The organism is Paenibacillus sp. OK003 (genome assembly GCF_900109515.1).
GTDB classification, from domain to species: Bacteria; Bacillota; Bacilli; order Paenibacillales; family Paenibacillaceae; genus Paenibacillus; species Paenibacillus marchantiae.
The window spans coordinates 88,788-115,139 of sequence record NZ_FOBD01000002.1 but is presented as its reverse complement, the minus strand read 5'-3'; the positions used below and the strand labels follow the sequence as shown (position 1 = coordinate 115,139).

Sequence of the window (26,352 nt, the reverse complement as noted above, 5' to 3'; positions counted from 1 at the left end):
ACCCATACGCGGATGGGCGGCGCGAGTTTCACCTAACAGAGCCAGACGTTAACCTGACTTCTTGTCTTGCATCCTTATCCCAAAGCCAGACGACCTGGCTGAGATTCAGCGGCGTTATTTTTCATCTGCTTACTGCGCAATTGTCCGCAGGCTGCATCGATATCGGTACCATGTTCCATGCGTACAGTTGCGTTAATGTTATTCTTTTTCAACGTATCATAGAAGCCCAGAATGGACTCTTCCGTACTCCGTTGATACTGACTGTGCTCATCCACCGGATTGTACGGAATCAGATTGATGCTGACCATGCTCTTGCGGCTGGACAACAGTTCAGCCAGTTCGGCCGCATGTTCACGCTGATCGTTGACGTCCCGAAGCAAAATATACTCAAACATAATACGCTTGTTCGTCGTAGCCAGGTAATAATCCACCGCGTCCATCAATTGTTCAATCGGGAAGGCCCGGTTGATCTTCATGATATGTGTCCGCAGTTCGTTATTTGGTGCATGCAGGGAAATCGCCAGATTGACTTGCAGATTGCTGTCTGCAAATTCCTTGATCTTGTCAGGCAGCCCACTCGTGGAGACGGTGATCCGTTTGGCCGCAAGCGCCAGTCCTTTACGATGCTTGATCACTTCGATGAAGTCAGTCATGTTCTGGAAATTGTCAAACGGCTCGCCAATTCCCATCACGACTACGTTAGTTACCCGCTCGCCTTGGCCAGCTGCATCAAGATACTGTTGTACGTGCATAATCTGTTCTACAATCTCGCCACCGGACAGATCGCGGCTCTTCTTGATCAGCCCGCTCGCACAGAAGCTGCAGCCAATATTACATCCCACTTGAGTAGTTACACATACAGTAAGACCGTATTTTTGGCGCATTAAAACTGTTTCAATCAGATTACCGTCCTGCATACGCAGCAGAAATTTCACCGTGCCGTCTGCCGATTCCTGCTTCACATGTTCACTCAGCGAGTTCATCGTAAAATGCTCGGAAATGACATCCAGACATTCCTGACGCACGTCCGTCATGTCTGTAAAATCGTGCACACGCTCCTGATATAACCATTCCCAGATGCGGGAAGCACGGGATTTCTTCTGTCCGTGTTCCGGCAGCCAGTCACGTAGTTGCTCTAATGTTAATCCATATATGGATGATTTAATCATGTTATTGTCCTCTTTTCGCAAAAAGCATATGGCTCATCGGTCTATCGAAAAAACCTCTACTCTGTATTGTCCCAAAATTGACGAGGGAACACAAGGGCTTTTGCATTTCTTCCAAGAGGTTTTATCAATGGCAAATCTGCACAGTAAATTATTTCTTCACTTCAATTCCCAACGGTTTAGAAGTGAATAATACCGGAGGTGTGCAGCAGAACCAGAAGTACCAGGATTGGCGCTATATAACGCAGCATGAACAGCCATACCCGGAACCAGCCTGCACGCAGGCCGGATGCTTCGGCAGCCTTTTTCCAGAAGTATCCGGCAAAAATAGTAACCAGCAATCCACCAACAGGAAGTAAAATGTTGGACGCCATAAAGTCCATCCAGTCGAACACACTCTTCGAGCCAATTGTCCATTCAGGGAACAATCCGAGCGACAATACCGAAGGAAGCCCAACGATGAAGACGGCAAGTGAGATGGTCCATACCGCGCGGCTCCGACTCCAGGATAATCGCTCCATGAAATATTTCACCGGAACTTCCAGCAAGGATACCGCCGACGTTAACGCCGCAATCGCCAGAAGCACGAAGAACAACCCGCCAAACACGAAGCCCAGCGGCATAGCCGAGAAGGCTGCCGGCAGAGCCACGAAAATTAGCGATGGACCCTGATCCGGTGCAATCCCGAAGGAGAAGGTCGTTGGGAATATGATCAGACCCGCAATGAACGCATAGATCAGGTCACCCGCACCGACAGCAACGGTTGCTGCACCGAGCGATTGATTTTTATCAACATATGAACCGTATGTCACGAGAATACCCATACCCAGTGATAGGGAGAAGAAAGCATGTCCAAGCGCAACCAGCGCAGATTCGGTCGTAAGCTGCGAGAAGTCCGGATTCAGGAAGAAGGAAACTCCCGCACCAGCTCCTGGCAGAGTCACTGCACGAACCATCAGAATAATGAGCAGAACCAGCATCGCCGGAATCAGTACCTTATTAAACTTCTCAATTCCGTTCGATACCCCTTTGGCTACAATCCAGCCTGTAATCAGAACGGAAATCAGCTGCCATACAATCGGCATATAACCGCCTACAAATTCACCGAATTGCCCAGCATAATCCGGATTGTTATACAGCGTGCCGCTGAATGACGTCACTGCGTATTGCAGCGTCCAGCCTGCAATGATGACATAAAAGGAAAGAATGATAAACGGCGTCAATACTTGCAGCAAACCAGCCGCAAGCCACCCTTTTTGCCCACCCGCTTTAATAAAGGCCGTAGCCGCGCTTCCTCTGCCGCTGCGACCAATCGCAAGCTCAGCCAGCAATACAGGCAGACCAATCAACAGGAGACAAACGATAAAGAGCAGGAAAAACGCCGCTCCCCCGTTCTCTCCCGTAATATAAGGAAACTTCCACATGTTGCCGAGGCCCACTGAACTACCAATGGCAGCCAGGATAAATCCGGCCTGTGAGAAGCGTTCACCTTTGCCCGGTTCGTCTTGATTCAAATTGGAATTACTGGACTTACTGAAATTCATTATATCTACTCCATCTGTTCTAAGATTTTCCGTTATTATATAACAGTCATCCACTCAGGTCATTCGAAAATCGAAATTAATCGAAATGTTATTTATTTACAGGAATGTCTACATTAAATATGCTGCCCTTGCCTTCTTCGCTTAACAAAGCAATCTGACCATGATGGGCTTCCACTATCCACTTCGCAATCGCAAGCCCTAAACCGTGTCCTCCCGGACCACGTGTACGTGATTTGTCCCCACGATAAAAGCGATCGAAGATTCGCTCCACATCCTCCGGCCTGATGCCAACGCCCGTATCTGCTACAGACAAATGGAAGACAGGACGTCCCTCTTCATCCCGATCCGACAGCACCACGCGAACCTCTCCACCCCGTGGAGTAAACTTCACGGCATTATCCAGCAAAATGGTTAGCACCTGTCTCAGTTTCTCCGGATCGCCATTGAGAACCATCTTATCAGGCCCTTCCAGCTCCATTCGAATGCCCTTTGCCGCTTTGAGACGCCGAATGGATTGCATCGTCTTTTCGGCAATCGGCCGAAAATCGAAATCCCGCTTCACCAGTTCAATCTCATCCGAGTCAGAGCGTGCCAGCACGAGTAGATCTTGCACCATGCGTGTCATTCGCCTGATCTCCTCTTTCATATTGGAGAGGGTTCTTCTGGCAAAAGAAGGTGCGTCCTGTCCTAGCTCCAGTTCAAGGGCGTTAACGGATGCCAGCAGCACGCTCAGCGGAGTGCGAAGCTCATGAGAAGCATCTCCTACAAACTCACGTTGTCGGTTGTAGGATTTCACAATAGGAACCATCGCTTTACGGGACATCAGCCAACCGATGAGACAGGCAATAAATACAAACAGAATCGCCAATAAAATTAGCAGCATTAGCAGCCTGTGCAGCAGTTTGTATTGCGGCGTTACATTAATACCCGCATAGAGCGTCATTTCTGGACCATTCTTGGTCAGCACATTCTGGCCGGTTACCATCAGATGGAGAGTCGATGGTGCAACTGGTGCAGCATCTTCCTCTCCGTTATCCAATACATCTGCGGGAACGCTCAGGCTTACCTCCTTAATCTCCTTGGCACGTGGTTTCCAGTCCTGTACAAGCCCCAGAAGGTCTGAACGCATCCCCGGGAACATTTCATTGCCTGAGATCACTTTGCCGTCCGAACCGAGGACATAATAGAAGAACTGGTCACTGCCCGATCCCCATAACCTTCGATTATCCAGCGTATCTCCGGCCTTGCCTTCTTGCATATTCTTTTCCACCAAAGCCCGCTCAACCGCAACGAGAGAGAGAAGATTATCCTTCTGACCATTGATGACAATGTAAGATAACAGAACATAGACCACGCCTACAAATAGTGCAAGCAGCACAATCGTCAGACTGCTGTATGTGAGGGTAAGTCGACCCTGCGTACGACCGAACAAATTTTCTTTAGTTCTTCCTGGGTGGATGCCTTGTTCGTCTCTACCTATTCGTTTTCTATTATTCAAGCTTGTAGCCCACCCCTCGGATGCTATGGATCAGGTGTTGTTTGTTGAATAGCTCAAGCTTTTTGCGCAGCAGCTTTATCGTGGCATCCACAATTTTGGTCGAAACGTCCGAGTCGTACCCCCAGATCCGTTCCAGGATTAATTCGCGGCTGAGGGTAGCGCTCTTGTTCCGTAACAACAAATCCAGCATCTGAAATTCACGAGGGCTTAGCTGGATGACCTGATCTTCCATACTCAGCGTCAGGCTGGAACGATTCAGGCGCAGACCATCCAGCTCGGCAACTTCCTCCAGCAGCGGTGCATAATTACGGCGACACAAGGCTCTCAGCCTGGCTTGAAGCTCTTCCAATTCGAATGGCTTCACCAGATAATCGTCTGCTCCAGCATCCAATCCTTGAACCCGGTCACACAGCGCATCCTTGGCGGTTAACATCAGGATTGCTCCGGCATAGCCGTTCTCTCTTAATTTTTTGCATACGGATAGCCCTGTCCATCCAGGCAGCATCCAGTCCAGTACAGCCACATCATAATGAGAGTCCATGCAATAGTGATAGGCATCTTCCCCATTTTCCACCCATTCCACGGTTCCAAAGCTGGTTTTCTCCAACATATGAACAATCAACTCACCCAACAAGGAATCATCTTCAGCGAGCAGTATGCGGTGTGTATTCAATGTATACCTCCTAAGAAGCAGTATGTGATAAAGACGAGCACGCCAACCCTGCCCGGTTTAATTTTCAAACATTCTCGCACTTCCAGATGGTCCGTGTCCAATACATCGCGTTTGTAAAAATACCCCAGTCTGTCTTTCTCCGTTTTTTCACCTTTCGGGATTACAGTAAGGGTGCAACAAAAAATAAATCAAAAATTAGGAGTGAATGTACAATGAAAAAATGGATTCCTGCCATGCTGGGTGCAACGATGATCTTCTCTGCCACATCGGCTTCAGTATTTGCCGCCACCCCGACCGCTGTAACTCAAGTCTCTGCTGCCGCCAATGCCAAGGTGAGTTCGAATGGATATAATATCAGTCTGGATCAGAACTCCCTGTGCTCCAATACATCGCTGCAAAAAGTCCTGGGCCTAAGCAAAACGGAACTGCAAAAGCAATTCCAGGCTGGTAAAACGTTGGCAGATCTGGCTAAAGCGAAGGGCGTCAGCACAACTAAAGTAACCAACGCCCTGCTGCAGCCACAGCTGACCAAGCTCGCAAGTGATCAGAAGTCCGGCAAGCTCACGCAAGCCAAAGTGACTTCTATTAAGACAGACCTGACCAAACAGCTGAATAATTCCCTGACCAAAAAAGTGACCACCGTAACGACGGTAACAACAACGTCCACGACCACTTCAACTACATCCAAAACGGCTGCAGCTACAGCAAAATCGACGGATACCTCGTCATCCAATAACCTGACAAGTCTGAATAAATCTGCCGCCGCAGCTGCACTCAACCTGTCACAAACGGAGTTGAATCAGCAAATCAAGGCTGGTAAATCCATCGTTGATATTGCCAAGGATCAGGGCGTAGACAAGAGCAAAGTCATTAATACCGTCGTAACCAAAGAAAAAAGCTGGGTCACTTCTCAACTGAATGAGTCCTGGAAAAACACGACCGGTACTTTAACCACAGAGCAGCAGCAATTCAAGGACAGCGGTTATTTGGCGAAGGCTGCCCAGTTGTTCAACACATCCGCAGATGAGCTGCAAGCCCAACTGAAGAATGGAAAAACGTTAACTTCGATTGCCAAAGAAAAAGGCGTAGATTCCAGCAAACTGACGGAAACACTCCATACCTATGCCAAACAGCAAGTAACCGAGCAATGTAACCAAGCCAGCTAATCCCCTTCCCCATTAACCCCAAACTACCACCAAACCATATAAAGAGAGGGTCCTGTTCACAGGACCCTCTCTCCATCTATTGCAGGATACATCTCTTCACTTCCTTGGCTTTCAGCAAACTTTAAGCTTCCATCTGAGTGAAACATGACCCAAAATTCATCCCTTTTTCAGCTTGGTCACCTATACTTGCACCAATCTCAATCGCCCATGCTGAGGAGGAGAAGGATGAACACACTGAGCTACAGAGATCCAAATACCCGATGGAACAGGCATTTCTGGCTGTGTGCCGCTCTAATTTTTACTGGCGGTCTATTGCTGCGTTTGTACCTTGGAACACAATTCAGGGGTTATATCGGAGATCAGTCACTGTTCGTCGATTGGATGAATGCCGTCCACCAATACGGGGTTCGTGAATCATACTTGTATGGAAAAGATCAGAATTATCCCCCCGTGTTTATCTTCATTCTGGGGTTGTACCGCTGGATACTGGATGGACTCGGCATAACCGCCTCAGCTGCCAATCTGTCCATGAAAATACTGCCTATCGCCTTCGATATGCTGTCCATGGCGGTCTTGGCCCTCACATTCAAAAAGCTAAGCTCTGGCAAACGTTTGGTGCTGCTTGCAGTTCTTTCCTTCAACCCTGGTCTGCTGGTCGACAGCGCCATGTGGGGACAGATCGACATCCTGCACAGTACATTAATGGTGCTGTCTACCGTTCTGCTGCTAAGTAATCCTCTATTGGCGGGTATATTGTTCTCCGTTGCCCTGCTGGCAAAGTTTCAGGCGATTGTCATTGCTCCGGTGATCGGTATTGTATTACTACGCCAGCTTTATCACAGGCGATTTCGCGGCACGCTTCTATTTGTAGCAGGATTAATGATGGCTATCCTGCCTGTACTTCTCTATTTTGCTGCAAACGGAACGCTCGGCACTATGCTGACCAACGCCTACGGAAGCGCCGTTAATATGTATCCGCAGCTTTCGCTGAACGCCATGAATATCTGGTATCACCTGCTTGGTGATCCGGGAACCAGCGATGCTACGGTGTTGTTTGGCATAGTGACGTATAAAATGTTTGGTCTGCTGCTGCTTGCCATTGCCGTGATTGGAGTAGCGGCCTATCTACTGCTGATTAAGGAAATACGTATTTCATCCCTGCTCATTGCAGGTGCAGCGGTGAATCTCGCCTTTTTTATGCTGCCAACGGAAATTCATGAGCGCTACAGCATCCCTGCTTTGTTATTTTTGGTTCTGGTTCCGTTCTTTGAACGTAAATGGATGTACGCCACAATTGCCTTCTCGCTGACGACCTACGTAAATATTGCCATGATTATGAGCACGGGCTCTGATAGCGACTTTGGAGCCGAGGAAGGACAATCGCGCATTGGTGGGGGGCATGGTAACTTTGGTGGAGGAGGACATGGAGCGAGCTTCAGCATGCACGGTTCGGGACTGACCAATGACTTGATGTATGGCATAGGCATTTCCATTGCGATCATCCATATCGTGATCCTGCTCTGGGTTGTATATGCCATGACCCGTGAAGTTCTGGATGAACGAAAAAAACGGAGCTGAATATTATTTTGCAAGAATAAAAAAAGAGGTGTTCCAACAGCCATTTCCATGGTTGCCGAAACACCTTTATTCCCATTAAACTTTAATTTCAAGCAACTCATATTTGATAATGCCCATTGGCGCATTGACATGAATGACACTGCCTACTTCTTTGCCCATCAGTTCTTTGCCAAGCGGGCTTTCGTACGATATTTTGTTATCGGCAACATCCGCCTCGGCCGGACCAACCAGCATGTATTCAATCTTCTCGGCGAATTCGATATCATTAAGCAGAATGGTTGAGCCAATGCTTACTTTGTTCGAGTCGATATTGTCCGAAGTGATGACTCTTGCTTTGGTCAGCATTTTCTCCAGAATCAAAATGCGGGTTTCCATAAAAGCCTGATCATCTTTGGCTGAATGATACTCACTATTTTCCTTCAGGTCACCGTAACTGATCGCGAGTTTCAGACGCGCCGCCAGTTCCTTACGCTTCACCGTCTTTAAATCCCTCAGTTCGTCCTCCAGCTTTTCCAAGCCTTCCTGTGTCAAAATCACTTCATCATTAGCCATTTTTTCCATCTCCTAATCCTGCTTTCTATCTATATTCTAACCTATATCCACTCCAAACGGTTAACATACCAAGAAAAAGAAATAACGCTCCCATTGATGGAAAGATGTGTATGCTTCTTCTTACACTGTACCGGTACAATTGAAGCAAACCAGTGTATTCATTTCATCCGTTCACTTTTACAATGAATTCAGGGCAGCAGCAATTAATAATACGCCCACTACATGACCCGAGGTGATCTGGATGAATGTTACATTGACTCCATCTGAAATACAGGCCTACCTGAAACGGATAGGCATTCATAATATCAAGGAACCCACCCTGGAATTCCTATCCGAAATCCAGCAGGCACATGTGCAGCATCTATCCTGGCAAACGGTCGATATTTTTGCAGGGCGGCCTGCGGGCATTGATCTTCAAGAATCGGTCCATCTTATATTGCAAGGCCGCAGTGGTTACTGTTTTCATCTGAATGGCGCATTCAGCGTTCTGCTTCGCTCTCTGGGATATACGGTGCATTGGCATCGTGCCGGAGTTCAGCCATATGGAGAGCAGCCACGTGTGAACTCGTTCCATCTCGGTCTGTCGGTCTCTTTGCCAGATGCAGACCCGAATGTGGAACGTTGGATTGTCGATGTCGGTCTGGGCGGCATGCCCTTCGAACCGCTCCCTCTTCGTTATGGAACTTACGGATCGGCCCCGTTTACTTATACATTAATGCCTTCATCTGTTGCTCCTGGCGGATGGAGACTTGAATATGAACCCAACGGGCCAAGTGAGGGTGTCGATTACGCTCCCGAAGAGCTTACCAGCCTGGAAGAGTTCATACCTAAGCATGGATTCTACAGCCAGTCGGTCGATTCGCCCTGGCATAACGCATTTTTGCTCCGTCAGAGGCATGCTCTCCAAAGCAACGAACTACGTGGATGTATGCTCCGGACGCATGACCGCGATGGTATCCGCAAAAAGGAGATTCAAACCTACACCGAGTGGAAAGCCGTATTGGCTGAGAAATTCCACGAACCGTTGTTGAATTACACAGAATTGGAACGCAAAGAAATGTGGGCACGGGTACAGGCTGCACATGATGAATGGAAAAGAACACAGCAGGTATGAAGCGGCACAGACAGACCCGATAAACCGATGGAGATAAAGGAAAGTCTGCAATCCATGCCGAATACATCGTCAGGTGATAAATGATGATAACGATTCAAGTTCTTCAAGTTCCGGCAGAATTGCCCGAGGCATACTGGAACCTTTTTCTATCGCACGTATCTAAGGAAAGACGAGGACAAGCTTCACGTTTTGTACACCAGTCGGACGCCTATCGCTCTGTTCTGGGTGAAGTGTTGACCCGTGTGACGCTGAGCAAGTTGACTGGCCTAAGGCCAGAAGGACTTTCCTTTACCCGTAACAAATACGGCAAACCTTCCCTCAGTCTCAGTAACTATGTTGATGTTCAATTTAATGTCTCGCACTCCGGCGATTGGATTGCTTTAATCTCTGCCGGTGAAGCTGATCTGGGTGTGGATGTGGAAAAAATAGCTCCAATCGACATGAAGATTGCGGAACGATTCTTCTCTCTCACGGAGAGCCAATTTCTGGCTGCGGAGTCCACTGAGATGCAGCTAGAGACCTTCTACCGTCTATGGACGTTGAAGGAAAGCTACATCAAGGCCGTCGGCATGGGCCTATCCATGCCACTTGATTCATTCTCCATGATCCGTGATGCTGACGGGAACTGGCACTCACCAGAAGCAGCCGCTTATGCATTCCTCAGCCTGCGACTGGATCATGGGCATATGATAGCAGCTTGTTCCGCAGGAGAAGCTTTACCCACCCAGCCGGATGTCATCACAATTGAAGAGTTGTATCAGGCATTATTATGAAGGAGGGGTTACAGCCCCTTTCCTCAATAACAATCATGCTTAAAAATCCCTGGCGAACCCGCCAGGGATTTTTTCGAAACGTGGGATTAGATCCCCAGCGCCTCACCAATGGTTCGTAAGGCTACGTTCAAGACCGTTCCATCCATGGCCACCATAAACATCGCCAGCACGTAGACGATGCTGACAATGACCTTGGGATTCAGACCGAATTTCATCTGCTAGCCTCATGAACAGCCCCAGGCATGCCGATTTCATCGCAGAGGCTTAACGGTTTCAGATCTGTCCATTGCTCGGCGATGTAATCGAGACATACCCGGCGCTTGGCCTTGCCAAGCATCACGGTCCAACCTGCGGGCACTTCAAGGGATGCAGGCCAGAGGGAGTATTGCCCCTCCTCATTGATTAACACCAGATAGTTGCTGTCTTCATATTCAAATGGGTTGCTCATCGCCTTATCCTCCTATTGATGTTGAATTTCGCGCTTGTTCAGCTCCTCCAGCTTGGCGGCCAGTGTTCGGCAGATTTCCTCCAGAGGCCCAGGCTGACAGAGGTCCTTGTGACGGCAAGCGATATCATGACGTTCCAATTGGCCACCGATGTACGTATTCCACATTTCCGGTTCAATCGGGTCGAACCAGTCAGGAATAATGGTGGAACGGAAGAAGATCAGATCCCCCTCGAATCGGGATGGCGTGTAGGCCCCCAAGATCCGTACGGAATTTTCATAGGTCTTCCGCAGCTTCATGATCGTTTCTTCATCCAAACTTGCCAGCGCACTGCCCTCACTGCGCAATATGCGCATAGCCGTTGCCATATCCAGCGGTCCATCTCCAATGCTGTCCGGATCGTAACCACCCAGTGCAAGCAATGCGGTTAATGCTTCTTCCTCATCCGGTTCTCCGCGAATCGGCAGATAGTGGCTTGGATATGCATCCAGCATGGCGAGAAACTCTACTTCTTCCCCTTCCCATTGCAGTTGTACCGCCATAGCCTGCGCAACGTTGCCTCCAAGAGACCAGCCCAGCAGACGGTAAGGTCCCTCAGGCTGTACCGAGCGGATATGGCGGATGTAGTCTGCTGTCATATCTTCCAGTGTAGACGGAAGTTCCTCAACCTCAGCAATGCCTCTGGCCTGTAACCCATAGAGCGGATACTCCATGCCCAGATGTTTCATCAGCCCGGCATAACACCAGCTAAGTCCTCCTGCGGGATGGACACAGAATATAGGCAGATGCTCCCCATGCGTTCTGAGCGGCAACAGCACTTGAAGCGAGCTTTTTCCGGAATCCGAATCCATCTCCAGTCGCTCCACCAGTCCCGCTACGGTCGCTGTTTCGAACAAAATGCCGATGCCTGGCTCCCGTCCCATTGCTTCACGAATGCGACTCATCAAGCGAACAGCCAGCAGCGAATGGCCACCCAGCTCGAAGAAACTGTCATCGATACTCACACTCCGCATGCCCAATACTTCGGCAAACAAATCACAGAGGATCTCCTCCTGCGGGTTGCGAGGTGCTCTGCCACCTGTCGTTAATTGCATTTCCGGTGCGGGCAGTACCTTGCGATCCAGCTTGCCATTCGGTGTAAGCGGCAGGCTCTCCATCGCTACAACCGCAGATGGAACCATATAATCCGGAAGGCTGGCAGACGCATGACGACGCAAAGCATTCGATTCCGGGACCGCCCCTGTATCCGAAGCCGGAACGATATAAGCTACAAGACGTTTATCCCCCGGTTGGTCTTCACGGACAATTACAGCAGCCTGGGCCACGCTTGAGTGCCTTGCCAGCACCGCTTCAATCTCGCCAAGCTCAATACGGAATCCCCGTATTTTCACCTGCTGATCCGCTCGGCCCAAATAATCGAGCGAGCCATCATGCAGACGCTTCGCCAAATCTCCTGTCCGGTACATACGCGTGCCTGGCGGACCGTATGGATCAGCAACGAAACGCTCAGCTGTAAGATCAGGTCGGTTCCAATAACCACGAGCCAGACCTGCTCCGGCTACATACATTTCTCCGGTTACTCCTGTCGGTACAGGCTCCAGTTGATCATCCAGCACGTATACCCGAAGATCCGGTATGGCGCGTCCGATCCAGCTGCTCGCGCCTTCCGTAGAACTGCCTACATGCAGTTCCTGGTAGCTGACGTGAACCGTCGTCTCGGTGATGCCATACATATTGATGAGTTTTGGCGCATCATCCGCATGGCGTTCATACCAGTCATCCAAGCGCCCAAGCTCCAGTGCCTCGCCTCCAAAAATGACATAACGGAGTGCAAGCTGCTGTCCCCAAGCCGGATTTTCCCGGTCAGCCTGCATGAGTTGATAGAATGCGGATGGTGTCTGGTTCAATACGGTCACCTTTTGCTCAGCAAGCAACTGCAGAAACGCTCCAGGTGAACGGCTGATCTCATGAGGAACAACGACTAATCTTCCTCCATGCAGCAGCGGTCCCCAGATTTCCCAGACGGAGAAGTCAAATGCATAGGAGTGGAACAAGGTCCACACATCATTCGCGTCAAAATGGAACCAGTGCTGCGTGGCATCCAATAAACGGATGACATTGGCATGCGGAATAACGACCCCTTTGGGCTTGCCTGTCGAACCCGAGGTATAGATCATGTAAGCCGGACTCAGAGGTGTTACACGCCCATTGCGTTCACGATCCGCAGGGTTTCGATCATCCAGCATCTGCAATTGCTGCAAAGTATGCGAATCGTCCATATTAATACACTGAATTTCCGCCACCAGCGGAAGCAAGTTATATACCTCTGTACTTGTTACCATTACTTTCGGTGCTGCATCTGTCAGCATATGTGTCAATCGGTCTGCCGGATAATTAGAATCAAGCGGCAGATAAGCGGCCCCTGCTTTTAGCACAGCAAGAATGCCCACAACCATTTCAACAGAACGAGGCAAGGCCAGCGCAACCATTTGTTCCGGTGCCACACCTTGAGCGATCAGTAATCTGGCAAGCTGATTGGCTCTTGCATTCAGCTCCCTGTAATTCAAGGTGATATCCTCACATGTCATGGCAGTCGCTTCCGGATGAGCCGCTGCTTGTATTTCAAAGCGCTCGGCTATGGTCAGTTGCGCATCCTCACTCAGCGTAAAGGACCATTCTTTTTCAAGCTGCGCCTGCTCAGTCGGGGTCACGACATGAAATCTGCTGATTCGTTCATCCATCTGCTGCACTGCATCTTCGAGCACCTGCATCAATCGGACCACGAGTTCACTTGCAGTAGATTCCCGGAAGAGATCTGCACTAAATTCCAGCACACCCTTAATTCCGCCTGGAGATCCGTTATGCTCACGCTGCTCTGTCAGTTCAAGGGTTAGATCAAATTTGGATGAACCCACGCCATGCATGCGGGTTTCCGCCGCAATACCCGGCAGATCAAGACGAATATCCGGTGTGTTTTGCAGCACAAGCATCACTTGGAAGAGTGGATGTTTGGAACGGGATCGAGGCGGATTTAACACTTCAACCAACCGTTCAAAGGGCAGAGCCTGATGTTCATATGCAGCCAGGTCGACTTCCCGCACACGGGCCAGCAGCTCACGGAATGTTGGATCACCTGAAGTATCGGTGCGCAGCACAAGGGTGTTAATGAACATACCCACGACTTCATCCAGCGCATCATCGCTCCGTCCGGCAATCGGTGTTCCTATCGCGATATCCGTTCCTGCCCCCATTCGGGTTAGCAGCAAGGACAGTGCCGAATGCAGCACCATGAATAGGCTGACTTTATTCTCACGTGCGATGACCATCAATTGCTCATGCAGACGTTGACTGATTGTAAAAGGTACCGACCCACCGCGATAACTGGACACGACTGGACGGGCGTAATCCGCAGGGAATGTAACCTGCTCCGGTAAATATGCCAGTTGGTTGCTCCAGAATTCCATCTGTCTTGCAATCAGACTGTCCTGCTGTTTCTCATCCCCTAGCAATCTCTCCTGCCACACCGCATAGTCAGCATATTGAATGCGCAGCGGCTCCCAGGCAGGTGAAGAACCCCGCAACCGTGCCGTATAAGCCTCCGACAGATCGCGGATCAGCGGTGACAATGACCATCCATCCCCGGCAATATGATGCAGCAGCAACAACATCACATGCTCATCCGCGCCGGTTCTGAACAACTCGGCACGAATGCCTGGTTCAGTGGAAAGCTGGAAGCTGTAGCGTGACGCTTCTGTCAGAAGCTCGGGAAGCTCCTGCTCGGCAGCAGCGGTTACATTCAATTTCACTTTGACGTCAGCAGCATTCAGAATATGCTGGCTCGCAGATCCCATTTCAGGCGGATACAACGTTCGTAATGTCTCATGACGGTCTACAATATCCTGCAGGGCGTTCTCCAGAGCATCCGTATCCAGCTTCCCGGCCAATCGGGCAACCAGCGGAATATTATACGTCGGATTGGCGCCTTCCAGACAATACATAAACCACAGTCTCCGCTGGGCAAAGGAGAGCGGAAGCTCCCCCTGACGTGAAACAGGCTGAATAACAGGTCTCACCGATTTCGCCTGATCCAATCGTTTGGCTAGTCCTGCTGCGGTTGGAGCTTCAAATACACTGCCAATGGTCAGATCTGCACCGAATACATCACGGATACGTGCTGTAATTCGTCCAGCCAGCAGGGAGTGCCCACCCAGTTCAAAGAAATCATCGTCAATGCCCACACGACCAACACCAAGAATCTCAGCGAACAGACTGCATAGAATTTCTTCTTGTGGCGTGCGCGCCTCCCGTCCATTGGCATTGGACAGCAAAGTAGGCACAGGAAGCCGTTTGCGATCGATCTTTTTATTCGGTGTCAGCGGCATCTCGGGCAGTAGCGTGAATGCAGAAGGCACCATGTAATCCGGCAACGCATCCGCCACGTAAGCTCTTAGTTCTGCCAGATCCATTCGATTCTCGAGTTCAGACTCAGCCACCACATACGCTGCCAGTCGCTGGTTTCCCGGTTGGTCCTCGCGAGCCATGACCGTGACCTGAGCTACACCAGGATACCTGGAGATTACCGATTCAATCTCGCCCAATTCTATCCGGAAGCCTCTAATTTTGATCTGATGATCTGCACGACCCAAATAATCGATAGAACCATCCGGCAGCCATTTCGCCAAATCTCCTGTACGGTACATCCGACTGCCTGGCTGACCGAAGGGATTGGCTACAAAGCGTTCTGCGGTCAGATCAGGCCTGCCCAAATACCCGCGCGCAAGCCCTTCGCCTGCGATATACAGCTCCCCTGCTACACCCGAGGGTACTGGGTTTAAGCCTTGATCCAGCACATATAGCTGTGTGTTGCGAACCGGACCACCAATCGACGGTTTCCCCATCACCCCTGTGTCGAACGAGGCAGCCGTGGAATAAATGGTTGTCTCGGTTGGGCCGTACTGGTTATTGACGTGACACCCCAATTCCTGCAAAGAAAGCTTCAGTTCCTCCGTCAGCGCCTCTCCTCCGGTAATCAAGGTTAGCCCATCGAATCGCCCTGGCCGGCTCGTCACCAAAGACTGCCATAACGTAGGCGTAGCCTGCATGATGGTGGTTACCAGCTCTCTCATCTTCCCAGCCAGAGCTACCGGATCAAGAATCGTCTCTTTGTGTGCAATATCCAGCCGGGCACCCGTCGTAAGCGGCAGAAATACTTCCAGTACGGATATGTCAAAAGCAATCGTGGTCACCGACAGCCAGTGGTCCTGCGGACCAACCTGTAATCTCGTCTTCATATCCTCAAGCAGATTCGCCAGCCCCAGATGGGTTACGGCTACGCCCTTGGGCTTACCTGTGGAGCCTGAAGTATAGATAATATACGAAGGATTGAGCAGAGAAGCTGTACTTGTCAGATCTTCACCTTCGGGATTAATTCCAGGACGGCGACTCACTGCCGTAGCAGTATTCGGTTCATCCATGACCATCATCGGTACACTGGATGTTGTCGGCAGACTGGAAACATGGTCCATTACCGTCACCACACAAGCAGGCTTGGCATCCTCCAACATGTAGATCAGACGCTCTTCGGGATAGTCAGGATCAAGCGGCAGATAAGCGGCCCCCGTTTTGTGGACAGCCACAATGGCGATGACCACTTCGAGCGAACGAGGCAGAGCAATGGCCACCCGCTGTTCCGGTCCTGCCTGATATCGGTGTATCAATTCATGAGCCAACTGATTTGCCCGTTCATTCAGCTCCGCATATGTCAGGGACTCCCCTTCGAATGTCAGCGCCGTTGCAGAAGGTGTGCGGCGGACCTGCTGTTCAAACCGTGCTGCTGAATTGCTATCGGCCGTCACCCCTCCCATTCCATTCCATGTCACCAATACTTGCTCACGTTCGGCAGGGAGCAGCAATTCGAGTCGTCCAACCGTTTCCGTCTCCATGCCTTCATGCATCACCAGGTTCAGCAGCTGCATATAACGAAGCTGATGGTTCAGCAGTTCGGAATCATTGTAGATAGACGGATTCGCATCAAAATCAATACTCAGCCCATGACCATGCCCTCCGTCCACCACATGAATGGACAGATCGTCTACCGGGCCCGTGGACAGGTTGTGAATCATGCCGCGCTGCCCCGCAAAGTTCAATTCATGGTGGAATGGCATGACATTAATCATGGGTCCGAACAGGCGACGATTCTCTCCAAGCAGCTTCAGATCACGCCGCAGATCCTGGTGCCGATAGCGTTGATGTTTGCGTACCGCCCGAATCTCCTGCACAACCTGTTTCAGCAGCTCTGACACGGTCAGATTCGACTCTACGTTGAGACGCAGCGGAAGTACATTCATGACCATACCCGGAACCCGCAGGGATGTTGATCCCAAACGGCACATCACGGGCAGGGCCAGCACAACATCGGTCGCCCCTGTCATTCGGTGAACGTAAATGGCCGTTGCCGCTACAAACAAATCCGGCCAAGTCACACCGAACCTTTCCGCTGCCGCCTGCATTTGCTCGCGCTGCGGCTGTGTAAGCTGACCGCTCTGTCTCAGGAAGTAGGTGGAGGTTCGTGGAGCCCGTTCTCCCAGACTGACAACATCCGGTTCATCAGCATATCGACCCATCCAGAACTGACGATCCTGCTCCTTGTCCACTGAGCCAAGATAAGCCTCGTCTTCCTGAAGAACGGCCGTCAACGAGCCAAACGATGCCCCCTGCTGCACTTGATCTACACCTTCTCCTCTTACACTTGCAGAGTATAGGCTCGCCACCCTGCGGGTGATCAGCGAAACACCGTATCCATCTATTGCGATATGATGAATTCGCTGGTACCAGTAATAACAATCATGACTTACCTGGAACAACGCCTCCGTGAAGAGTGGACCTGTCGCCAGATTGACGGGATTGGCCAGATCTCTTTTCATCCAGGCCAGTGCTGCTGTGTGGGGCTCCGATTCCTCCCTCACGTCGATGACATGAAATGTCCAATGATTCGGGTTGCTGTTCAAAGACTGCCGTGGGCCTTGTTCATTTTCGCCATAAACCATATTCAGCGACTCTGCTTCCGAAACGGTCTGTCGCACACTTTCTTCGAATCGTCTGGCGTCTACGCTACCCTCGATGACCACATACTCGGCGGTATTGTACATCGGATTGTCCGGATTCAACTGCTGAGCGAACCAGATGCCGGACTGTGCAGAGGACAGGGGCCAAGCCGTGTTCCGACTGTGCGACGTATGCACGGCCCCGCTCAAAAGTAGTCTCCGTTCGGGAGCACCCTATTTTGGGCCTTATCCAGCAATGCTGCCCATGCAGCCAATGTAGGCAGCTCCGCCAGATCCACGAACGTTACCCCCGCTCCTTCCACTCGAAAGCGCTCAGCCAAACTCATAATACGAATGGAATCCAGCCCCCACACCTGAATCAGATCATCGTGCTCTCCAATGTCGGCAGGCTGCTCCTGCAGCATCTCTCCGACCCGATTCCTTAATGTTTCCAACGTCACTTGTTCAACGCCATGACTTCCGTCATGGATTCTCTCTGCTACCGATGCCGTTTGCTGCTCAGCCTCTGAAACAGCCAACTGAGCAGATGCAGCATAGGAGCGCTCCCCTTGCTCACCCACTTCGGATTTCAGTGCTCCTTCATTTCCGTCAGCGGCAGAATCATTTAGTGATTCAAGTAAACGTCCGGTTGTCAGTGTTACCGCGCACCTTTCTGCTGCATACGTCAGGGCCATGCGATGTTTGTCCGCCGAGAAATCAGCTACTGCATCAGCAACCAGGAACGCCTGAATGTCTCTCATAAAGGCTTCACAAGAGGTCATCAGACATCCGATATGAGCATAAATACCGCAAACGATCAGTTGATCGCGGCCATCCCGCTGCATTAGTTCAAACAGGTCTGTTTTCTGGAAGGCGCTATATCGCCATTTGGTCATGAACGTATCTTGCGGAGCGGGTGCGAGCGCATCAATAATTTCTTTTTGCACAGGTCCTCCATCTATTCCCGCACCCCAAAAGTCCAGCTGTAACCCGCGCTGCTCCGGAGTCTGTCCGCCCGGTTGTGCGGAGTAGACCACTGGAATGCCCAGCTCATGACACTTTGAACGAAGTTGTGAAATATGATCGATCAGCTCCACAACAGGGGATTGCCCTGCCGTAAAGGCGTTCATAAAATATTGCTGCATATCATGAATCAGGAGTACCGAGCGCTTCGCATCCGGTGTCCACGATACCTTGTTGACGGGAAGCTCCGACTCTACAGGCATTGCATAGGGTTGAATCTTTGGAAGTGCCATGAATATCCCTCTTTTCAGCTTTATTTATCACAATCATGTTCATCACTGCGTGTAGTGCTATCTATAAGAATTCACAATCAGGATATGGGCTGTTTAGCCGTAATCATCTCGCGCAACGCTTTTTTGCTTACTTTGCCAACTTGAGTTTTGGGAAAAGACTGCACAAACTCAATCCGGTCGGGTATTTTATAGCTCGCCAGACCCCGATTACGCAGAAAAGATTTCACTTCGGCAGCTGACGGAGCTTCACCGCTCGGCACGATAAATGCACAGGAGCGCTCGCCCAGATATTCATCCGGCATGGATACCAAAGCCGCATCATGCACAGCAGGATGCGCCAGCAGATGATTTTCCACTTCCTCGGCGGCCACTTTATCGCCGCCACGGTTAATTTGATCCTTCGCCCGTCCTTCCACAACGAGATATCCATCAGCCGTAAGACTGGCAATATCTCCGGTACGATAGAAACCGTCCGTGGTAAACGATCTGGCATTATGCTCCTCAGCCTTGTAATAACCACGAATCGTATAAGGCCCTCGTGTCAGTAAATGCCCCGATTGTCCCTGTTCCACATCCATGTCCTCGTCATCCACAATTCGTACTTCATCATACGGAGACATCGGCTTGCCCTGAGTGTTAACAATGACATGCAACGGATCATCCAGACGGGTGTAGTTCACCAGCCCCTCCGCCATGCCGAACACTTGCTGTAAGGTGCAGCCTAGAACGGGTTGGACACGTGCAGCCACCTCGGCGCTGAATTTGGCTCCACCAACCTGAAGCACCTCAAGTGAAGGAAGTTTAATCCCCCGGGTAGCCGCCGCATTCAACCATATGAGTGCAAGTGGTGGTACAAGAGCCGTTATGGTTACCTTATGGCGCATAATGAGTGGAAAAGCTTCATCCGGGCTGGGCCCGCGTGACAGTACAATGGTTCCACCCGCATACAGCGTACCCAGAAAGCCGGGTGAGCTCATCGGATAGTTATGTGCTATAGGCAGAACGGCCAGGTAGACACTATCTGGGGTAAGTCTGCAGACTTTCACACTTCTCCGCAAACTGTAGATGTAGTCATCATGGGTGCGGGGAATCATTTTGGACAGCCCGGTACTTCCACCAGACAACTGTAGAAAAGCAACGTCAGAAGAAACCGGCTTATCCGGCAGTGTGACTGGTGCTGTATAAACATCCTCCAAAGCCGTAAACCGCCCGGCTTCTCCCGCCACGAATACATACCGAAGTCCCGGAACCTCTGCCTGAACTTCTTCGGCCAGCGAGCGGTAGTCAAACCCTCCATCCTGATCAGGTATCACGTATGCTACAGCCTCAGAGAAACGGGCAAAATACGTAATCTCACTCTTCCGGTGCAAGGGAAGGGCATATACAGGCAGGGCTCCAATGCGGAATAAGGCAAAACACACCTCGATAAACGCCGTAATATTGGGCAGCTGGATAATAACTCGATCATGCTGTCGTATTCCTTTGGCATATAAGCCAGCAGCCAGACGATCCACCCGATCGTTCAGCTCCGCATAGGTTAATTGTTGTTCACCACTGATAACGGCTACTCGATTGCCATATAGTTCTGCGCGCTGGCGGAGCATCTCTCCAAACGTAATTCCTTCCCAGCAGCCTTCCCGACGATAACGTTCTGCAACTTCCTCAGGCCAGGCCTGAAATCCTGACAGCATCATTCATTCCTCCTTCATACTGGAAACAGATGAATCCAAACCCATGGCGAGCAGCATTGTTCCGAATTTCGCTGAGGTCTCTGCCAGCTCCGCTTCGGCTGTAGAACCTGCCACAATACCCGCGCCAGCGAACAGTTTAAGCGTATTCCCTTCCACTTCCGCACATCGGATCGTTACAGCCCACTCGCCGTCACCGTCACTGTCACACCAGCCCACCATACCGGTGAATAATCCCCGTTCAAACGCCTCCTGTTCTCGGATGGTTTCCCGAGCGGCCTGTACAGGCGTTCCACAGATTGCTGGTGTAGGATGAAGAGCAAACGCAAGTTCCAGTGATGATGTGTTCACATTAGCAAGCTCCCCGTGAATTTCCGTAGATAAGTGCCACATAGTCCTTGTCTGGATCAAGGAAGGTTCTGCCGGGACGGATAGCTGCTTGCACAGCGGACGCAGTGCTTCCGCCACAGCCTCAATGACTACTGCATGTTCATGGCGATCTTTGGCTGAAGCCAGCAGTGCTTCTGCACGGCGACGGTCCTCAGCGGGATCATCACTCCGGGCAGCAGACCCGGCGAGTGGATTGGCTCTTACTTTGGACCCTTTCCGGGTAACCAGCAATTCGGGACTCGCTCCGATATAAGTCCGATGAGTTTCTTTTTCCGCCTCAATATGAGCGCGTTTATACGTTGTTATATCACCTTTCGATGGAGAGAGTTTCGTCATCGGAACAGCAAATGTATATCCGTGTGTGTTATCCCTGAACAAATTACGGAGTAACTGATGTGTGTCAACCAACGTCTGTGAAGTCACATGCAGTGTACGGGATAACACCACTTTGTGGAGATTGCCTTGATTCAGATCCATCAAAACGTTGTTTACGCTTTGCTGAAATATGGCTCCGGCAGGTTCTTCACGCACCTCACAACCCACCGCGGCTGGACGTTTCTCCACCAATGCCCTGGCGTCCGGGGATAAGGGTTCAGCCCATTGGATCTTCTCTGGCACGAATAGCTCCGCAGAAGAATGTATCGGATCGAACGGAATGGCGCCGACCACAATCGGTTTCGTTTGCCCCGAGCGTCTCGCCTTTTCCATCAACTGCTCCATCCGGTTCATGAAAAGCTGCGTTTCTTCATTCCGCTTTTGTTCACTAACATTAACCGCGCCCATGGAATCAGGTGTATTCCCTTCCGATGCCTCCATGGCAGACCATCGAATCTGTTTCCCTTGAGCTAACAGAGTATGCTGCGGTGAAGACCAGAAAAAGGACGTCCCTTCCTGATATTGTTCCAGAAGGTGTGAGGCGGAAGTTGCAGCGATCGTACCCGCTTTTGACATGATTATCATCTCCTTATCTTGTTTCAGGCACCTAACGTGGCGCCTCCGTCCACACACAAGTTATGCATCGTAATATGTCTAGCCTGATCCGATACCAAAAAAAGCACACTATCCGCTATATCCGATGGCAACGCCAGCCTGTTTAGTGGTATGCCCAGTCGGTATGCTTGCTGGGAGCCCGCGATAACGGCCTGTGCTCCCTGCTCATCCGCCCACAATGCACGCTGCATATCGGTATCCGTCGAACCTGGAGATACAATGTTACAGCGGATATGATCTGAGGCGTATTCAAGAGCCAAACATTTGGTGAACATGGTTGAAGCCGCTTTGGAGGCTACGTAGGCGGACATATGCATCCGGGGCACACCAGAAGCATTTGAACCGACAGTAACGATCGCCCCCGACTGACGTTCGGCCATGTATCGCACCACAGCACGTGACATGTAAAATACACCATGTGTATTCACGTCAAAAGTTCTTGTCCACTCTTCATCGCGGAGCTCACTCACGGCCCCCGTGTATAGTACACCCGCTGCATTCACCAGAATGCCAATCGGACCTAATGTCTCCTCAATACGCTGGATTGCATCTTCAACGGATTGACGATTAGATATGTCCACAGGACAGGCTGTTGCCTGATGACCCTGACTATGCAGATCTGTGACCAGTTGATTCAACTGATCCTCTCGTATGTCGACAGCTGCAACAATAGCGCCCTGCTCGGCAAGCAATCTCGCCACGGCTTCACCGATGCCTTGTGCAGCACCGGTGACTACGGCTACTTTTCCATCAATTCCTGTGTAACTCACTCCTGTTCCTCCCTTGCATTACTGCTCCCCCTCCTGTTGGAGAGATATGTTAGCCTGCTGAACACGATTGGATCCTCCGTAAATCCGTCACAACTCGGTCCACTTGTCTTTCGCACAATCTCCCATACCGATATGTCATCTTGAAAAATTCTATTGTCTCTTTTCTCCTACGACTCCGGGCTGCAGGCAAAACGCATCGTACGACTAATCAGGAACGGCAATACGGATACATGGTTTTCTTCTTCAAACTCGGTATATTTAATGTCCAGACCCGGCTGATTCAGCGCAGATAACCGTTCTGTAAGACTCGAAGCCTTATCATTGTTGCGCGCAGGATGTGTCTTCTCCTGTTCACCCATGCCAATCCACACCTTGACGTTCACGGGATGCTGCTCCAGCCGTGCGACAAATTCCTGTTCCTCCGCCAGCATGACGTTCTGATTCCAGTGAAGCGAAGGGCTGCCCGCAATGTAATAGCGAAAAGCTTCCGGTTTCTTGAACAGCGTATGCAACACGAACAATCCACCAAGGGAATGTCCAAAAATAGCCTGTCTGCTCCGATCAATCCGGAACTGCCGTTCCATATCCGGCTTCAGCTCTTCTTCAATAAACTGCAAGAATTCATCGGCTCCACCCTGTTTCGGCAAAGGTGTTCCATCCGAATTTTGTGTATATTCCGTTGTGGCCTGCGGGGTAAAGTCATAGTAACGGTGCGGTGAAAAAGGGCCCGCCATTGGATACCCGATGCCAACAACAATGGCCGGAAGTGCTCCGGTCTTCTCCGGTCTGCGGCCCTGTACACGAACGGCTTCGACCATCGTGCCAAACACCGAGTTGGCATCCAGCAGATAGATCACCGGATATCCCGAAGGTGGTGGCGCTTCTGCCGGTTGGAATACCATGATCTGATAGGCATGATTGCCGTTGCGTGATTTCATCGTCCATTGTTCGGCACGCGGAATCTGTACGGTACTGCGTGCGATATGTTCAAGGGTGCCAGATGCGGGTTGATTAGGCTGAAACGTCATTACGGATGGTTCCTCCTCGTTGTTCTGCGTATATAAGTTGAATACCGAGCTACACATGTTTTATATGAGATTGATTCTCATTACCAATTATAAGAGAGTCCATCCGGCTGTCCCATGGACGATATCCAGAAATGATTTTGATTATCTCCATATTTCCAAATTTATGTAACCAACTTGGTTACCCCTCAAAAGAAAAAAACTCCCTCACGGAATACCTGAAACGCTGGAATTTGTCCGGTTTCTGGCACTCCGCTGGGAGCTACATTTCTCATATTGCGATCAATACATCAATAGATTGAATTTATTATTGGGTTAACGCCTTCAGCGTGTCGTCAATGACATGACCATAAGCAATCAATCCGCCGCCCAGCCACGGAGCTGGGTCCACTGCGTACACATTTCCAGCTTTAACGGCTGGCATGCTGTTCCATACTTTGGTATCCGTCATTTCCTTCATGCTCCCTGGACCCTGTTCCACCGTGAAAATAAAGTCGGCATCAATCTCAGGCAACACCTCCGTCGATACTGTTGCGCTGTTCTCCGTTTGCACCAGTGCAGGCTTGCCAAGCCCCAATTGCTGATATACCACGTACCCACTAAAGTAATTACCACCCATCATGCTGATCCCGCGAGGTGCAAAACGAATGATTGCTGCTTTCTTGCCCTCGGTAACTTTGGCGAGCTTGGCCTTAGCATCGTCTACCTTCGCATGGTAGGTTGCAATAGCTTTTTCGGCCTCAGCCGTTTTGCCCAGCAGATCACCAATTACCTGCAAAGACTTCTCGACATCACCTGAAGCATTCGTAAATACGTAGGTTGGTGCAATTCTCGAATAACTCTCATACACACCGTTCTCGGCATATTGGGCCGTGTGTAGAATAATAAAATCCGGATTGTACGCCATTAGTGCTTCAGGAGAAGGCAAACCACTGGAGAAATCCAGTGTTGGAACTCCGCTCAACTGGTCCTTAAGGTAAACATGGCCTTGCGTACCACTCGCCCACTGAGCTACCGGTTTAACGCCTAGCGTCAGCAGTGAGTCTTCCAGATAAGGCGCAAAAACACGCTCTGTATGCTCAGGAACGATAACATCATGTCCCAGATCGTCTTTGACCGTTCGTTCTCCTTTGGTTTCTTCCGTGTTCTCTTCGGTTACATCAGTTCCTGATGATGCCGTGGTCGAAGCCTCCGTTGCTAGCTGCTCTTTCTGTGCTTCTCCCTCAACTTCTGAATTTGAGCCACAGGCAGACAGCAGACCCGTAATCAATACCAGTACGAGCAAGGCTGAGAAACCGGTACTACGAAATGGAGGAACGGAACGGTGTCCGTTACCTTTTTTCTGTTGAAACATGACATATCCCCCTTGATAAACATTCTCATTTAGATAGATGGATTATATGTCATGTAGCCCGGGAATCACCATGGACGTTATCCAGATATACATTTGGACAATATCCCGTGAAAATCAGCAGCGCTTCATCCAGCATGCGCATCACACCTACGGCGGAGTAGTCAAACCAGGGGTCACCTGTGATCAGATGGATCTGGTATTGCCTTACTGCCTTAAGCTGACGCCATACCGGCGAGTGCTGCAGACTGAGCCAATACGCCCGCGATGCGGCCTCAGGACACACCATAACAAGAATCCGATCTGGATTTAGCGCAGCCAGTTGTTCCAATGTTAACCGTGTATTGGCCTGAACATCGGGGAACGTCTCCAGTTGTAAACCATTATTGTACAACACCTCTTCAATGCCCGGATTTCGATACAGATAAATATGCTGACCATACACTCGGACAACGATGACCTTCTCTCTCCCCACTTTCTGCTTGACGGAATCCCGTGCCTTCTCGACTCGCTGATTGTATACGCTAATCCACTGCTCCGCCTGTTCTTCCCGTTCCAGAAAAGCGGCAATCATGCGTAACTGCGCACGCCAATCCAGGTGATACTTCGGTACAAAACAACAAGGTGCAATCTCAGCCAGCTTGGCCTGATCCTGATCACTGATTTGATCCGTACCGACAATAGCGTCCGGCCGGATATGAACCAACCGCTCCACGTTGGCTTCAAATCTCAAGCTGGTATACGGGTCAGTGAGTCTTAGATGAGACTGAATCTTTGTACGGTGCGCGTTATAATAATAAGCAGTCCATTTGGGATCCATCGGCGCAGCGACAGGCATGACATTAAGCACCAGCAGCTGTCCAATGATGCTGGAGGAGCAGGTGGCGATGCGTTTTCTCGCATTTTTGGCATAATCCGAAGGCGATACGCCCACTTCCTTTTTAAATTTGCGACTAAAATAATACTCATCGCTATAGCCCACTTTCAGCGCGATTTCACGAAGTTTGTATCCTGTTTCTTTCAGATATCGTTTCGCACGATTGATGCGAAGATCGGTCAGATATTCCATTGCACTCTGCCCGTAGGTCTTCTTGAACAGATCCACGAAATATTTTGCACTGATATTGGCTTTGTGGGCGAGATCCGCAATAGACATTGGTTCGTCATAGTGCTCGTCCATATATACTTTTACCTTGGCAAGATCCGTCTTGGGACTGCGGCCGGTAACGGGCAAGTGCGCAGGGGTCTGCGAATCATTTTCCAGTAACATAAGGCCACTCCTTTCGATCTGCTTGATCGGTTTAATATGAAATGTACAGGGCATTACAG

Annotated in this window: 19 protein-coding genes; 4 read left to right on the top strand and 15 right to left on the bottom strand. The window is 50.4% G+C overall.

Going from position 1 to position 26,352, the window contains the following annotated elements; genetic code table 11:
• Positions 1 to 74: 74 nt before the first annotated feature.
• From rlmN to BMW94_RS03320, 4 genes are all read right to left on the bottom strand, one after another.
• A complete protein-coding gene (rlmN, locus tag BMW94_RS03335) occupies positions 75 to 1,169 on the bottom strand; it encodes a dual-specificity RNA methyltransferase RlmN (protein WP_090994463.1) in 1,095 nt (364 codons plus the stop codon).
• Positions 1,170 to 1,345: 176 nt separating this feature from the next.
• The gene (locus tag BMW94_RS03330; RefSeq protein WP_090994462.1) at positions 1,346 to 2,710 is read right to left on the bottom strand and encodes a sodium-dependent transporter; all 1,365 of its coding nucleotides are present in this window, start codon (positions 2,708 to 2,710) and stop codon (positions 1,346 to 1,348) included.
• Between the two features lie 88 nt (positions 2,711 to 2,798).
• Positions 2,799 to 4,208, bottom strand: coding sequence for a sensor histidine kinase (locus BMW94_RS03325; protein ID WP_139209288.1), 1,410 nt, complete (start codon positions 4,206 to 4,208; stop codon positions 2,799 to 2,801).
• Positions 4,201 to 4,881, bottom strand: a complete 681-nt coding sequence (locus tag BMW94_RS03320; RefSeq protein ID WP_090994458.1) for a response regulator transcription factor — start codon at positions 4,879 to 4,881, stop codon at positions 4,201 to 4,203. The genes BMW94_RS03325 and BMW94_RS03320 overlap by 8 nt, the downstream gene beginning before the upstream one ends.
• Before the next feature lie 212 nt (positions 4,882 to 5,093).
• On the opposite strand from BMW94_RS03320, the gene BMW94_RS03315 reads away from it, so the two are divergent.
• The gene (locus BMW94_RS03315) at positions 5,094 to 6,047 is read left to right on the top strand and encodes a hypothetical protein (protein WP_090994456.1); all 954 of its coding nucleotides are present in this window, start codon (positions 5,094 to 5,096) and stop codon (positions 6,045 to 6,047) included.
• A 225-nt stretch (positions 6,048 to 6,272) separates the two neighbouring features.
• The gene (locus tag BMW94_RS03310) at positions 6,273 to 7,625 is read left to right on the top strand and encodes a hypothetical protein (RefSeq protein ID WP_090994454.1); all 1,353 of its coding nucleotides are present in this window, start codon (positions 6,273 to 6,275) and stop codon (positions 7,623 to 7,625) included.
• Positions 7,626 to 7,700: 75 nt separating this feature from the next.
• On the opposite strand, the gene greA is transcribed toward BMW94_RS03310, so the two are convergent.
• Positions 7,701 to 8,177 carry a transcription elongation factor GreA gene (greA, locus tag BMW94_RS03305; RefSeq protein WP_090994452.1) on the bottom strand — a complete coding sequence of 159 codons (477 nt, stop codon included), beginning with the start codon at positions 8,175 to 8,177 and terminating at the stop codon, positions 7,701 to 7,703.
• A gap of 241 nt (positions 8,178 to 8,418) precedes the next feature.
• Between greA and BMW94_RS03300 the strand changes: the two genes are divergently transcribed.
• Positions 8,419 to 9,291, top strand: a complete 873-nt coding sequence (locus BMW94_RS03300; RefSeq protein ID WP_090994451.1) for an arylamine N-acetyltransferase family protein — start codon at positions 8,419 to 8,421, stop codon at positions 9,289 to 9,291.
• Positions 9,292 to 9,371: 80 nt separating this feature from the next.
• Positions 9,372 to 10,064, top strand: a complete 693-nt coding sequence (locus tag BMW94_RS03295; RefSeq protein WP_090994449.1) for a 4'-phosphopantetheinyl transferase family protein — start codon at positions 9,372 to 9,374, stop codon at positions 10,062 to 10,064.
• 86 nt (positions 10,065 to 10,150) lie between these two features.
• On the opposite strand, the gene BMW94_RS31105 is transcribed toward BMW94_RS03295, so the two are convergent.
• From BMW94_RS31105 to BMW94_RS03250, 10 genes are all read right to left on the bottom strand, one after another.
• A complete protein-coding gene (locus tag BMW94_RS31105) occupies positions 10,151 to 10,279 on the bottom strand; it encodes a hypothetical protein (protein ID WP_302847987.1) in 129 nt (42 codons plus the stop codon).
• On the bottom strand, positions 10,276 to 10,512 hold the full coding sequence (locus BMW94_RS03290) for an MbtH family protein (RefSeq protein WP_072733826.1): 237 nt from the start codon (positions 10,510 to 10,512) through the stop codon (positions 10,276 to 10,278). Before BMW94_RS03290 ends, BMW94_RS31105 begins: the two co-directional genes overlap by 4 nt.
• A gap of 12 nt (positions 10,513 to 10,524) precedes the next feature.
• Positions 10,525 to 17,763, bottom strand: a complete 7,239-nt coding sequence (locus tag BMW94_RS03285) for an amino acid adenylation domain-containing protein (RefSeq protein ID WP_254790097.1) — start codon at positions 17,761 to 17,763, stop codon at positions 10,525 to 10,527.
• Positions 17,760 to 18,809 carry an isochorismatase family protein gene (locus BMW94_RS03280; RefSeq protein ID WP_090994447.1) on the bottom strand — a complete coding sequence of 350 codons (1,050 nt, stop codon included), beginning with the start codon at positions 18,807 to 18,809 and terminating at the stop codon, positions 17,760 to 17,762. Before BMW94_RS03280 ends, BMW94_RS03285 begins: the two co-directional genes overlap by 4 nt.
• Positions 18,810 to 18,886: 77 nt before the next feature.
• Positions 18,887 to 20,500, bottom strand: coding sequence for a (2,3-dihydroxybenzoyl)adenylate synthase (locus BMW94_RS03275; RefSeq protein WP_090995137.1), 1,614 nt, complete (start codon positions 20,498 to 20,500; stop codon positions 18,887 to 18,889).
• Positions 20,501 to 20,503: 3 nt separating this feature from the next.
• Positions 20,504 to 21,838 (bottom strand): isochorismate synthase DhbC, encoded by a 1,335-nt coding sequence (dhbC, locus tag BMW94_RS03270; protein ID WP_090994445.1) that lies wholly within the window; start codon positions 21,836 to 21,838, stop codon positions 20,504 to 20,506.
• 23 nt (positions 21,839 to 21,861) lie between these two features.
• Positions 21,862 to 22,647, bottom strand: a complete 786-nt coding sequence (locus tag BMW94_RS03265) for a 2,3-dihydro-2,3-dihydroxybenzoate dehydrogenase (RefSeq protein WP_090994443.1) — start codon at positions 22,645 to 22,647, stop codon at positions 21,862 to 21,864.
• A gap of 167 nt (positions 22,648 to 22,814) precedes the next feature.
• The gene (locus tag BMW94_RS03260; RefSeq protein ID WP_090994441.1) at positions 22,815 to 23,675 is read right to left on the bottom strand and encodes an alpha/beta hydrolase; all 861 of its coding nucleotides are present in this window, start codon (positions 23,673 to 23,675) and stop codon (positions 22,815 to 22,817) included.
• A gap of 304 nt (positions 23,676 to 23,979) precedes the next feature.
• Positions 23,980 to 25,026 carry an ABC transporter substrate-binding protein gene (locus BMW94_RS03255; RefSeq protein WP_090994438.1) on the bottom strand — a complete coding sequence of 349 codons (1,047 nt, stop codon included), beginning with the start codon at positions 25,024 to 25,026 and terminating at the stop codon, positions 23,980 to 23,982.
• Positions 25,027 to 25,075: 49 nt separating this feature from the next.
• Positions 25,076 to 26,293 carry an AraC family transcriptional regulator gene (locus tag BMW94_RS03250; RefSeq protein ID WP_090994436.1) on the bottom strand — a complete coding sequence of 406 codons (1,218 nt, stop codon included), beginning with the start codon at positions 26,291 to 26,293 and terminating at the stop codon, positions 25,076 to 25,078.
• Positions 26,294 to 26,352 lie beyond the last annotated feature (59 nt).

Coding starts and splice junctions, on each gene's coding strand:
- rlmN (WP_090994463.1), bottom strand. CDS start 1,169: ATGATTAAATCATCCATATATGGATTAACATTAGAGCAACTACGTGAC.
- BMW94_RS03330 (WP_090994462.1), bottom strand. CDS start 2,710: ATGAATTTCAGTAAGTCCAGTAATTCCAATTTGAATCAAGACGAACCG.
- BMW94_RS03315 (WP_090994456.1), top strand. CDS start 5,094: ATGAAAAAATGGATTCCTGCCATGCTGGGTGCAACGATGATCTTCTCT.
- BMW94_RS03310 (WP_090994454.1), top strand. CDS start 6,273: ATGAACACACTGAGCTACAGAGATCCAAATACCCGATGGAACAGGCAT.
- greA (WP_090994452.1), bottom strand. CDS start 8,177: ATGGCTAATGATGAAGTGATTTTGACACAGGAAGGCTTGGAAAAGCTG.
- BMW94_RS03300 (WP_090994451.1), top strand. CDS start 8,419: ATGAATGTTACATTGACTCCATCTGAAATACAGGCCTACCTGAAACGG.
- BMW94_RS03295 (WP_090994449.1), top strand. CDS start 9,372: ATGATGATAACGATTCAAGTTCTTCAAGTTCCGGCAGAATTGCCCGAG.
- BMW94_RS31105 (WP_302847987.1), bottom strand. CDS start 10,279: ATGAAATTCGGTCTGAATCCCAAGGTCATTGTCAGCATCGTCTACGTG.
- BMW94_RS03290 (WP_072733826.1), bottom strand. CDS start 10,512: ATGAGCAACCCATTTGAATATGAAGACAGCAACTATCTGGTGTTAATC.
- BMW94_RS03280 (WP_090994447.1), bottom strand. CDS start 18,809: ATGGCACTTCCAAAGATTCAACCCTATGCAATGCCTGTAGAGTCGGAG.
- BMW94_RS03275 (WP_090995137.1), bottom strand. CDS start 20,500: ATGCTGTCAGGATTTCAGGCCTGGCCTGAGGAAGTTGCAGAACGTTAT.
- dhbC (WP_090994445.1), bottom strand. CDS start 21,838: ATGTCAAAAGCGGGTACGATCGCTGCAACTTCCGCCTCACACCTTCTG.
- BMW94_RS03260 (WP_090994441.1), bottom strand. CDS start 23,675: ATGACGTTTCAGCCTAATCAACCCGCATCTGGCACCCTTGAACATATC.
- BMW94_RS03255 (WP_090994438.1), bottom strand. CDS start 25,026: ATGTTTCAACAGAAAAAAGGTAACGGACACCGTTCCGTTCCTCCATTT.
- BMW94_RS03250 (WP_090994436.1), bottom strand. CDS start 26,293: ATGTTACTGGAAAATGATTCGCAGACCCCTGCGCACTTGCCCGTTACC.